Annotated in this window: 1 protein-coding gene; it reads right to left on the bottom strand. The window is 37.6% G+C overall.

All coding sequences use genetic code 11. The features are described 5' to 3' along the window. Nucleotides 1–14361: a hybrid non-ribosomal peptide synthetase/type I polyketide synthase gene (locus BM088_RS00560; RefSeq protein WP_091978778.1), complete on the bottom strand. Its 14361-nt coding sequence runs from the start codon at nt 14359–14361 to the stop codon at nt 1–3. Nucleotides 14362–14382 lie beyond the last annotated feature (21 nt).

Raw genomic sequence — 14382 nt, 5'->3', positions numbered from 1 at the left:
TTACCACTCCTCATCCTCAATCAGACTGTCACCTAAATTGGTATTTAAATTATCTGTGATACCCTTTTTATGTACATCAATATTTTGATAGCGCTCTACAGGAGAAAGATCCGCTAATAGCTGCTCTACTGTTATGGTTTCTAGCGCCTCTCTTTGCTGTAAAATCAGTTTTGCAATGGCTATCAGCTCTAAATTGATTGAAGTTGCACTCTCATGAGTGAAAAGTGCAGTTGCATACTCCAGTTGCAACTCAATATCAGCTTGATCACCAAACATAATATTCAAATCAAACTTGGCACTAATGCTCTGCTCTTCTTGTAGCTCTAAATAGATATCAGAAAAATTTGTGGGTAGAGGCGTATTATTTTGCAATATCAATTGAACATCAAACATTGCATGACGCCCTATTTGTTTTTGATAACCAACCACTTCTAGTAGCTGATCAAAAGCTAAATTTTGATTTGCATAGGTTTCAGTAATTAATTGACTATTTTGCAGTAATTGCTGCTTTAAAGTTTGCTGTGGTTGCAAGGCCAGTCTTAAAGGCAATACGTTAAGAAAAAAGCCAATTAAAGGCTCCAATGCCAAATCATCACGCCCAGCAATAGGTGTACCTACAACAAAGTCAGTTTGACCACTGCGGCGGTATAACATCAACTGGGTAATACAACTCAATAGCATAAAGAGTGTTATTCCCAACTCTTGGCTCAAGCCTCGTAACTGGGCAGATAGCTCAAGGCCCAGATAATCAATTTTTATTGCACCTTTATGGTCAGCTTGTTCTGGTCTTGGAAAATCACTTGGTAAATTAAGGACAGGTATGCCATCTGCATACATAGTTTCCCAATACTGAATTTGTGCATTTAATGCACCACTTGTATGCAACTGCAATTGCCAATAAGCATAATCCTGAAATTGCACTTTAAGTGGCTGTAATGAAATAGGCGCTTCTTTATTTGCCCTATAATGGCTATAAAATTGAGCCAACTCCTGCATCAATAAAGTAACCGAAGCACCATCATTTATAATGTGGTGCATATTCACTAACAAAAATGCATTTATATTATTATCACCTTTAATCAAGCTTGCCTGAATCAAACAATCATTTTCAAGGTCAAATGCATAATTGAGTGCCTCTTGGCGCATATGTTCAATATCAATACCTAGCTGTTCTATTCTATTTAAAACAAAATCACCTAAGCCTGAATTAATACTCAATTGCAGCTTTCCATCTTTCAAGCAAAAGTTTGTTCTCAGAACATCATGCCTTTTAATTACTTGCTCAAAGGCATAAGACAACCCTTTATAAATATCTAAAAAGTCTGGCATTACTGTTTTATCAGAGCTTATTGTTTGAATATTAAAAATACCCACAACATTATAAGAAGTATCTAAAGTATCTTGCGCTTGTACCAACCATAACCTTTGCTGAGAGAATGAAGGTAACGGGGAGGTATTTAATGGTTGTTTCTTAAGAATTGGCCAGTCTGTTTTTGTACGCGTTTTATTATCATTAAGTGTCATAATCAACATAGCTTGAACAGATAAATGTGGCGCGCTAAAAAAGTCTTTTAAAGTCATGCAATCACATAACTTTTGTTTGATACGTAACAATGCACTATTTGCAGTTAAGCTATGACCTCCAATTTCAAAAAAGTTATCATCTGATGCAACCTGCTCTAAGCCCATGACTTCACACCAAATCGATATTAATTCTTTTTCTATATGAGAAAACGCTTCATTATTGATTTTATCAGGCTGTTTGCTGATAGATTTACTTAATAACCGTTTATCTGATGATTCAACCAGTAATTTACGATCCACTTTACCATTTGTATTTAACGGTATTTTATCAAGTGAAAAGTACATTTGAGGGATCATATACTCTGGTAAACGATCCCCAAGGAAAGACACGATTTGCTCATAAATTAAAGTCTCTTGCTCATTCTCAAAAACTAACCAGGCTACCAAGTACTCATTTTTATTATCATCTTGTTCACCATTAGCGTGTAATTTAATGGCGACATCTTTTATTAATGGATGTTTTAATAAAACCTGTTCAATTTCACCCAACTCAATTCTAAATCCTCTAAATTGCACTTGTTGATCAATGCGACCCATATAAATTAATTTACCATCAGGTAAATATCGCGCCAAATCACCACTTCTAAAGACTGTTGCGTTAATGCCATCTAAGGCAATAAAAGCCTGCTTATTCAATTCAGGTCGATTAAAGTAACCTCGACTTACACCTGAACCACTAATAAGCATTTCTCCAGGCACGCCCACAGGACAAGGCTTTAATTGTTCATCAACCAATAAAACCTGATAACCTGGTAGTGGTTTACCAATATTACTAAGTCCTACCTCACAATCGGCTGGGCTTAAAATATGATAGGTAACATGTACGGTTGTTTCTGTAATACCATACATATTGACCAATTTCACTTCTGGATAATGCTCAATAAATGCACTTAACCGACTAGGTTGTAACGCCTCACCACCAAAAATCACCATGCGTAGTGGTAATTCAGGCCACTGCCTATCCTCTAATTGCTTTAATAACGCATAAAATGCACCTGGTGTCTGGTTCAATATTGTTATTTGTTGAGTCAGTATCAAATTCAAAAATTGAGCACTGTCTACAGCAATATCTAAAGGCACATTTTGAACCTTTCCACCCGTTAGCCACGGAGTAAAGATCTCCCAGACAGAAAAATCAAAAGCACATGAATGAAATAATGACCAATTATCTTGAGCGCTAAACTCCAGAGGCATTTGCTCATTAAGAATTAACTGTATGACATTTTTATGTTCTATCTGCACCCCTTTAGGGATACCTGTCGACCCGGAGGTGTAAATCATATACGCCAGCTGGTCAGCTTTTACTTTTGGTAAATTGACTTCTGGCAGATCACACCATATAGAATCTAATCTAGGTTCATCTAGATATTGAGAATCAACAAAAAGCCTATTGGTGATTGATAATGCTTGCTCATCGGCAGATTTATCAGTTAATAAATAATCAACACCTGCATCACAGGCAACCTGCTGCAAACGCGTTAACGGCTGCTTTTTATCTAGTACCAGATATGCACCTCCTGCTTTTAAAATTGCCAATAAGCAAATTGGTTGTGTGATCCCCCTGTCCATATACAAAGCAACTAAAGTTTCACACCCAACACCTGCAACTTTAAGGTGTTTAGCTAAAGCAGTACTGAGTTGATCTAATTCGGTAAAAGTGAGTTTTTGCTCACCATCACTTAAAGCAATTTTTTGGGGATACTGTTTTACAGTTTTTGTGAATGCACTCACAAGAGATTCATCTATCGGATAATCAACTGAAATATTACATTGATTCAATTTAACCTGCTGCTGGGCTTGTGTTATCAAACATAACTGACCACATTCAACAGCCTTATTATTTTGCAAACCCATTGCAGCATTATCAATTAAAGCTTGAAAATTATTCAGCAAACTATTCATGCTACTTGTTTGGTAAATGGTCTTATTAAAACAAAGAGATATCTGATTGCTGCCACTATGACTTTTTGCAACCACCAGTACAATATCGTACTTCCCCCAACCTTCAGCACTTAATATCTCACGGTTACCCCCTCCTATTTCCTGCTCGTTTAAACATTGGTCCTCAAATATATACAGCACATCAAATAAAGCCGTACGGCTCATATCATTTTTTGGATTAATGGCTAATACCAGATCATCAAACAATACATTACGATTATTGCTTGCTTGAGCCAGCAAAAATTCAAGTTCTTTAACAAAATCCGATAATGACTTTTGCGCTTCAACCTTGCTCCTTATCACAACTAAATTATCCAAAGCAGCCAAACCAGAGGTGTTTTCTTGGTAAGGACATACCACTCCTGTGACGATATCTTGCTGACGACTATAGCGATTTAATAAACAGTGAAACAATGTCAAAGAAAGTGTTTTTTCATCACACCCCAAGGTATGTGCCAGTGATGGTAAACCTGTTAAAGAAAGGTTTATTTGTTCCCCTTCGTAAATATGCACTGCTTTGCGGCGTATATCTTCAGGAAGTTGCAATGCTGTTATGCCTTGCAATTGATTTTTCCAATAATTTTGTTGTGTTGAGCTTTGTTTGTTTAATGCGCTGTAGTTTGTTAGCTCAGTAAAAAACGCCTTTTCATCAAGAGTATTTATTGGTTGATCTGTTCCGTTCACTGCTCCCTGATAAGCTAAAAGTAATTGCTGCATAAATCGTCTAAGAGCCGACTTATCAGCAATAATGTGATGGCACGTCAGCTGTAAAATTGCACTACCATCTTGCAAAGTCGCTAAAGCTAATCTCAATAAACAATCACAAGCCAAATCAAAAGGTTTGAAGTTATATTTTGATAACGTACTAAGTGGTGCCTCACAGGACTCATCTATATAATAAATAGGCACTAAACGCTTACCTGCTCTATGCATATGCCAAAACATTTCATGTTCAGCGCAAGTATTATCAATAACGATATTTGATTGCAGCAAAGGTTGCTGCATAACCAAACCATCAAATACCTGTTGCAATAAACTTATATCGGGATGCTGATTTAACCTCAATTGTAATGGCATATTGTAATAAACTGGTCCAGATTCATATAAGTAACCATTTTCAAACGCATCAACAAACCATAATCGTTTTTGTTGGGCAGTTAAGTTATAAATCTGTTTTTGTGAAGCACTAAGTGCATTACTTTGTGCTTGATGACCCATATTGATAGATTTATCTGAGTGGTTAACAAATGTTTCAAAAATAGTTTCTAATGCAGCTAATAATGCATCGATACGACTCGCACTATATAGGCCTGTATTATATAAGGCATGTAATACAATACCTTGTGGATCCATACTCATATATAAGGTGAAATCAAACTGGTTAAATTTAACTGGCACCTCTTTAATAGTGGCATTAAAGCTTTGGGCGATATTGTTCAGCTCCTGACGCTCATCCATCACCAAAACAATATCTAATAAGTGCTGCCTATTTTGAATTCGAGGCAAATTTAGTCTGTCAATAATTTGCTCTATAGGTAAATCTGAATACTGTAAAGCATGGTTAATTTGCTGTGCACTGTGATCAATCAAGTCAATCGTACTGATATTGCCTGCAACCTTTAATTTAACGGCCAAGGTATTTACGAAAAAACCAATCAGATGTGCTAATTCAGGGTTATTACGCTGGGCACTCACAGTACCAAGTACCATTTCCTCTGCACCCGTTTGTTGATTAACCAAGGCTCCAACTGCAGCCATGGAAATGGCATATAAACTATGACCTAGCTCTGTTGATAATTGATATAATTTCTGGCTTAACTCAGGGGTCAATTGTTTGAATTGACTATTTCCCTCACGACAACGGGTATTTTGACGAGGTTTATCAGGGACCAAATCCACAGCTTCAGGTAAAGGCTCAAGGCTATGAACATAACTTAATAACCCTTTTTCAAATTCAGTTTTTAATTGATGCGCCTGCATCGCAGCCACATAATCACAATACTGTATTTTGAGTTCTGGTAACTGGGCAGGATAATTAAAAACTTGCGCCTGTAACAAGCTCAGTAACTCTTGCGTAAATACCTCTACAGACCAAACATCGCTTATGACATGATGCATAGTGATAACTAAGCGACTAGATTGCGGTAATTGTTGTAATCTGACTCGCCAAGGCAGTTGTTGATCTAAATAAAAAATACGCTCAACTTCATATTGCTCATCTGTTTGTGCAAGCTCTTCTGTCGTCAACTCCATTTCAGTTACTAAAGCATCAAGCTTTTTAGACCATAATGTACAAACCTGATAATCAACAAAATAACACGCTAAACTCTGATGACGTGCCACCAGCAAAGTAAGTGAGTTTATTAACTGCCCAAGGCTTATATGTCTACCGAGATTTAAAGTAAAACCAATATTATAAGCGATTGAATTAGGCTCAATTGCCTGTAAAGTCAGTAGACCTTTTTGGCTATTAGAGGTCGATAATACTTGTTTATCTGTTCTAGGCTCAATTAAGTTGCATTGTGAATATTCAGTACTATCAAACTTAATTGATGACAGTGCCAGCAATTGAGTAATACTGTCATTGCTGAGAAATTCATTAATGCTCACATTAATATCAAGCTCAGTTTGCATACGATTAATAATCGTTAATGCCGTTAAGCTATTACCCCCAAGACTAATAAATGATTGATTAACGCCCGGTAATTCAATTCCAAGTTCAGTTGCCCAAAGCCTTGCCAAGGCTAGTTCAGGTGCATTGCTAGGCGCTAATTTATTTTGAATCAATTTATATACTGACTCACCGTCAATGATTAAATATTTAGGTTGGAATTTTGAGGCCACTTTGTGAGCAAGTTCTACGGCCAGAGTTGTTATGCTTGCCAATCGATGTGATTTATTTGGCACTCTTAATGCTAATGCCCCTTGATATGACTCTAATGACAAGCTTGTTTTATCATTTGAGTGCAAACATTCAATTAAGGTTTTTTTAAATAATGGCATTCCTGATTGATCAACAACTGCGGGCTGAGCAGGAGAAATATCGCTTACTAACGTATTTAATATTTTATCCGGATTAGTGCATATAATGCTGACTATCTTTAAATATTGACCCAACCAAGCATGAGCCAATGCCTTGCTAGCAAGATCAGATCTCACATCAAAATCAATCACCGCTTTATCATTAAACTCCAATATATTTAAAAACAAGTCTTGTTTAACGATATTGACTGGCACGCGTTCCCATTGTGGTTGCTGACCAAAATCAAGGTTTACGCCTCTATCAATATTGAACAAGTTTGTAACAGGTAAAGAACCAAAGTGGCTGGGGTTTGTTTGCACTTGTAATAATGCTTTTGCAGTTTTGTGAACTAAAATTTTAAGTGTTTGTTCAGGCTGAATCTCAATGAGCAGTGGGTTGACTGTTGAAGCATAACCCACCATATGACCGCTACCCATGTCGCTGTGACCTGCTGTGGGTATGCCCACAACAATATCATCACGCAGACTAATTCGATTGAGTAATAAAACCCAGGCGCTTAATAAAATCGAGGCTGGACTACAGGCATGCTCTTTAGAAAAAGCCTTAACAGAGTCATATAACAGATCCCAAGATTTATGTTGTAAGCGATATCCAATATCACTTCGAGGCGCATATAAAGCGCCATCACCTGTTAAATATAAAGGCTCTTGGGTATTTTCAGCATCGTAATTTACGTCCGCTGTAATGTCATTTACTTGTTGCCAGCATTGTTTTGCAATAAATTGTCGATACGAAATCACATGTGGTAAATCAACATTAAAGCCTTGCAACAAACCTTGATAAACTTTTGCCAGCTCCATTGCTAATATACCCATAGACCAGCCATCAACTATCATATGACTAAAGCTCATCAAAAAATGACTTCCATTAGGTGTATCTATTAGCTGCAAGCGCCAAAATGGACCTGTATTTAAATTATACGCTTGTTGCAGTAATTCTTTTTTGGCCTGCTCAACATCATCATTCTCCAAACTAAAATGAGAAATCACGGAATTAATAGATGCTGCTATTACCTGATGGTGTTCATTAAGACTGATCACTCTAAGTACTTCATGGCGCTGCAATAACACAGCCCAAGCTTGCTCAAGTAAATCATGATCTAACGAATGATCAAATTTATAAATCATCATTTCAGTATAAGCCGATGCCATTTCTGGTTTTGCCAAAAGCATATAACGCATGGCTTTTTGACCTTGACTTAAGGGCATTTTGGTTAGTTGATTATCACAGCTTTTCCCCCCTAACCAGCCACCACTTATCATTTCCCATACACTACGTTTGATTATTGCAACAATTTGAATGATATCTTCATCATTATGGGCTTCTCCTAAAAAACAGTTACGCCCTTCCCATACATACAAGCCATTTTTCAATAAATGAAAGTTTAATAATTCAGCCTTATCTCCAAATTCAAAACGAAATAAAGATCCAAACCACACAATTTTAAATGGCAACTGATATAACTCAAACCAGAGGTTGAGTTGCTGACACATATTTTCAGTACGTAAATTGAGTTGTTGCTGTAATTGGGGACCTGCTTGATGTAATCGATCTAATACTGCTTCGGCTGCTGCCATAGCAACAGGATGATTATTATAAGTACCAGCAACAAATGCCGCTCTGGTACCAGGAACAGAGTCATCACCATATTCCCAGTTACCACCATCAACGGCATCCATAAATCGCTTTTTACCTGCTAATACTCCAATCGGTTGACCGCCTCCTATCACCTTGCCATAAGTGAGTAAATCAGGCTCTATACCTAACCAGCTCTGACACCCATCCGGCGCATAACGAAAGCCAATTATCATATCGTCACAGATAAGGGTTATGTCTTTATCATTTGTTAAGCTGCGTAATGATTTTACAAATTCAATAGGTTGCAATGCAGGATCTCTACTTTGCACCGGCTCAATTAATACCGCTGCGATTTCATCTGCATATTGCTTAATAATTTCAAGAGAGTCTGGTTCGCCATATTTCAAAACAATCGTATCGTCAATCATGCCCTGAGTTGTACCATCCGTCAGCGGTACAGTAACGGGTCCATCAGCTTCTACCCAACCAGAGGCGAGTACACTGTCAAAACTACCGTGAAAGGCCCCTTGAAATATGACTATTTTTTTGCGAACAGTGACTGTTCTGGCAATTCTGACAGCGACCATGATAGCTTCAGTACCTGTCGTAAAAAAAGCAGCTCTATCAGTTCGCGTCATAGCACATAATTTTTGTGCTACTCTGGCAGGCAATAATGATTGTGGCCCTACTGCCGCTCCCCGATCCAGCTCAGCAGCAATAGCATCACGAATAAAATCAGGATTATGGCCAAATAAAATAGAACCAAAACCCATTGTAATATCAATATATTGATTACCATCAAGATCCCATAACTGAACCCCTTTAGCTTTATTCACATGAATTGGATAAGCCAACTCTTTCGTTTCAGGTTTAAAACCTATAATGCTACGACTATTTGCATAATGCTTGCGATGTTTAGCCACATACTGTTTTGATGCGGCTGTTTGATGTGTATATTCCTGTGTTAATAAGGTCAAATGCTGCTGTTGCACAAGATTGAGTTCAGCCCCTTTTTCTGTTTTAATTGATTGAAATAAGCCTTTAATTTCTTTACCTGGCTTAACGATTGCTTTGCTTAATTTGACTTCTTGTTTGTCTACACGATTAGTTGACGTATTCATACTCACGTGTGAGTTAGGCAAAATGCTCAATTGCTTTTCAAACAGGCTTGACATAGCCTGAATTTGCTGTTCAAACAAAGTATTTAATTCATTGTTAGTATTTTCATTAGAGGTATTCACATTCGCTATGTTATTAGCAACCTCAGGAGTAACTTCCTCTACAACTTCAGGTATCTCCTGTATTAATCTTGCCAGTAACTTATTCACAGTATCCAGTTCAGCCATCAACATGGTATAAGGAATATCAATCGCAAAACGCTTAACGATTGCCTGCTGAATTTGCACTATAACTAAAGAGTCTAATCCCAACGAAAACCAATTTGCATCTCCATCAAGCCGCTCAACAGGTAAGCCACTAATACTGCTTATTAGATCATACACTTGATTGGCTAACCGATTATTATCCGAGTGAAGCTTCATTGTTTGAACATGATTTTGAGGCTCTGATACTTTAGATTCTTGCATCTGTATATTCAGATTTTTTGGCTTATGACTATGAGGTTGAAATGGATAGTTTGGTAAAGATAAACGAGAAATAGCATTTTGTGGGTAATAATGTTGCCAATTAAAATCAATACCAGCTTCATATAAAAGACTCATGCTGTCATTAAGCGTATTTAGTGGCTCCTGTAATGATAAGCTGCCTATCCAATTAGCCTCAGGCTGACAACGTCGCCCACAGCTGATCAAGCTTGGTCTGGCAGATATTTCAATACATTGATAACGGTTATCAGCCTTAAGTGCCATCACAGCCTCATGAAATAATACTGGGTGCGTTAATTGATCAATCCAATAGTTAGGATTTTTCCATTGTTCAGAAGTAAGTCTTTCACCTGTTACAGTCGATAAAATATGATATTTAGGTGATTTAAATTGCACTTTATTTAAAGCAATGGAAAAGTCACTTTCAGCCGCAGCCATAAAAGGGCTATGAAAAGCATGTGATACCGATAAACGACGAGTTTTAATTCCTGATTCAGTCAGCTTTTCAAGACATAATAACAACTGGCTTTCACTACCAGATAAAGTGACATTATTTGGATCATTATGGGCTGCAATCGCTAAAACCTTACCATCACTGAACTTATCTATATGTAGCTGAACGGTTTCCACGTCACTCATTACAGCAGCCATAGCACCACCTTTAGGTAAAGATGCAAGTATTCGCCCTCGCTCTGCAGCAAGTAATAGACCTGCTTCAACGCTTAAACTTTCACTTATAACAGCAGCAGCTAATTCACCAATAGAATGACCAATACACGCGGTAGGCTCTACACCCCAATATTGCCATAACTTAGCTAAAGCCACTTCAAAAGCAACTAATAATGGCTGGGTAATTTCAGTATTACCGAGTACTGCTTCATCTTGATCTGATGTTAATAATTGTACCAAACCATAGGGTAATACAGGATCAAGTATGTGAGCCATATGCTCTATGGTTTGCCTAAAATAAGTCTCTTTTTGATACAACTCAGCCGCCATTTCGGGGTACTGACTTCCCTGACCAGGAAAAACAAAAACTACACGGTTATCTGTATTACATGCTTTTAATCGTGCATTTTTCGCTTTTTCCAGCTGTGCCTGTAATTCAAGTTTATTATTAGCTTTCAATCGCTTGCGATAGCATAAATGAGTACGCTGAGTTGAAGCTCCAATGCAAAGGTTTATTAACTGAGTTTCATTTTGTTCATTGATCACATGTTGCCAGTTATCAACAAGCATATTAAATGCTTCAGGATCTTGAGCACTGAGTGTTAAATATTGTTTATCAACAGAGTCAGTTTTTAAAATATCTTCATCTTTAATCGGTTTTTTATAAGAACTTAAAATGACATGACTATTTGTACCGCTCAAACCAAAAGCACTCACTCCACCATGACATATATCAGCATTAAGCATTTGATGACTTGTCGCAACTCTAAGCGCCATTGATTGCCAATCAATATGATTATTTAATTCTTTTGCATGTAAACTGGCAGGCAATAACCTGTAATGTAATGCGAGTGCAGATTTAACTAAACCAGCGATTCCAGCTGCGGCTTCAAGGTGACCAATATTCGATTTAACTGAGCCTAACATTAAAGGTATTTCGCGTTTTTGATAAACTTTATTTAATGCGTTCACTTCAATTGGATCGCCCAGAGGAGTGCCAGTTCCATGGGTTTCAATAAAATCTATTTCTTGTGGCTTACAGTCTGCATTTTCTAAAGCGTCATGTAATAAAGCTTGCTGTGCTTGACTGCTTGGAGCAGTTAATCCATTACTGGCACCATCATGATTAATCGCGCTCCCCTTAATGAGTGCCCAAACTTTATCATTGTTATTTTGCGCATCTTGCAAACGTTTTAATACAACAACAGCACACCCTTCCCCTCGACCATAACCATCTGCATCTTGAGAAAAGGCCTTACTTTGGCCCGTAGGTGATAACGCTTTCATACTCACTAAAGCAGCCGTTGTTGCCTCATCCAACATTAAGTTAGTGCCACCTACTAAAGCCAATTCACACTCACCTCTCTGTAATGCCCCTATGGCATGATGAACTGCAACTAATGACGATGAACATGCGGTATCTATGGTCATAACCGGCCCATTAAAACCATAAAAATAAGCAATGCGTCCAGCAGCTATGCTTGCAGCACTGCCCGTTATAGCATAACCATTAAGGTCATCAGGGTTTGGACTTCGAGGATTAATTTTGTCGTAATCTATATTACTAAGCCCTAAGAAAACACCCACTTTTTTGTTTTTCCATTGCTTAGGATCTATACCTGCATCTTCAAAAGCTTGCCAACTACACTCTAATAACCGTCTTTGTTGAGGATCCATTGCTTGTGCTTCAAGGGGTGAAATATTAAAAAAGCGATGATCAAATAACCAAGGATCATTAATGAAATAACCTTTATTCAGCCCAGGATAAGAGTTAAGGTTTTTCGCATTAATTTGCCAACGCTGAGGTGGTGCTTCATTAACCAATTCAGTTTGTTGATTTAACAACTGCCAAAATGCATCCACCCCATCAGCATTACCTGGAAATTGACAACCAATACCAATAATGCCAATGTTTTTTTGTATTGCATCATGCATTTTACTATTTGTGATAGTTTGCTTTGGATCTTGCTTTAACTCTTCTGCAACTAAGAAAATTAAACCTTCTGCCATTTCATTTAATGTCGAAAAATCAAATAAAAAGCTTATAGGCCAATCTCGTTGCATTACATCATTAATCCTAAACATCACCTCTGTAATATGCACAGACTTAAAACCGAGTTCCATTAGCGGGATATCTATAGGCAATTCTTGCTGATGAGATAAAGGTAATACCAAATTTAATAAGGCATCAAGTGTTGCATACTGATCACCATTTAATAATGCGCGTTTAAGGGGATGATAATCTGACTGCTGTTTTTCCTCATGAAGCTGTTTTATCACATTATTAAATTGGCCATCATTAAATTGACGAACCAAGTCAAAACGTCTTAGCTTACCGCTTGTCGTTTTAGGAATTTTTTTAATAGGTAAACAATAGTCGGGTTTAATTCCTAATTCACGGATCAGTAATTCTTCAACATCCTTAATTAATGGAAGAAATTGCGCTGATGATTGACGAAATAATAAGAATAGTGCAAATTTTTCACTCCCTTGTGAAGAAACAGAACAAGCAACAACTTTGTTTAAACCTAAGGAGGGTAATAACGTACAAATATTTTCGATATCTTGAGGGTAATAATTAACACCGTTGACTATGATGAGATCTTTACTGCGCCCAGTAACAATTAATCTTCCCTTGCGTAAAAAACCTAAGTCTCCCGTTTCAAGCCAACCATCACTGGTTAAGCTTTGTTTAATGCGATCGGGATCACGGTAGTAACCATGTGTTACACTCTCACCGCGAATTTGAATAGAACCGACTCGATTATTATCAAATTCTTGACACGTATCATCACTGATCCTGACATCAACACAATTGAGCGGAAACCCATTATCTGCAAAGTAACTGCCTTGAGGGTCTTCTTTAACAAAATCACCTACTTTTAATTGATTGCGATCAAAACTATAACCTATGACTTCTTCATCTAAAGGGATCGTTGTCACCACTAAAGTGCCTTCAGCTAAACCATAAGCAGGCGTTAGTGCTGTGGGTGATAAACCATATTTACCAAAGCAGGCATTAAATCGCTGGCAAATCGCTAAATCAATTGGCTCAGCACCATTAAGGACGACCTTTAAACAACTCAGATCCCAATTTTTTCCAGCTTCAGGTTTAAACATCTTCATCACATGTTCAAAAGCGTAATTAGGTGCGCCTGTAGCCGTAGCCCGAGTTTGATTCATTTTATCCAGCCATAATACTGGATGTCTGGCAAATAGCTTAGTCGACATCAAGCAAAAGGGCAGACCATAAATGACAGGTAAAATCATATAATAGATGATGCCAAAGTCATGACTTAATGGCAGCCAACTGAAAAATCTATCAGCATTGTCAATATTATTAGCTGCAACAATTCCAGCACAATCAGCCAGTAACATTTTATGAGTTACAACCACACCTTTGGGTGAACCTGTTGAACCTGAGCTGAATTGAATAAATGCAATATCATCAGGATCCGCATCATATATATCAAGTTCATTACTATGATCTGTTTTGTGCAAATCAATATTATGAATAATGCGACTAGCAATAGTACGACTAAAATCAGGAACATAACGCGCCAAAACATCATCTAATGGTTTATCAGATGTAAGCCAAGGCGAGGCTAATTGCCCCCACACAGACTGTAATTTCTCAGCTGCTGAATCACTATTAGGAAAGGCCAGAGGAACAGGCGTAATACCAGCACTCAGTGCCGCCCAAAATAAGACAGTAAAAAAAGCAACATCATCGGTAACTAATACAAGTTCATCACCTGCTTGTAGGCCTGCATTCAATAATTGCTGGTGGACAGCTAAAACATGACAATAAAATAAACGATAATCTGTGACCTGACTCTCTTTGGCAGATAATATAAATTCAATATCCTTATTTGAATCTTGATGGTTCGACAAAGCAGCCATCAGATTTTTGGCACCCGTCATATCAGCATATTTCATCATCTAAGCGTCCTTTTTATTATT

Origin of the sequence: Pseudoalteromonas denitrificans DSM 6059, from assembly GCF_900112265.1 — a bacterium.
Taxonomy (GTDB): Bacteria; Pseudomonadota; Gammaproteobacteria; order Enterobacterales; family Alteromonadaceae; genus Pseudoalteromonas; species Pseudoalteromonas denitrificans.
The sequence above is the reverse complement of the archived record's forward strand: the minus strand, read 5'-3'. Positions and strand labels throughout refer to the sequence as shown.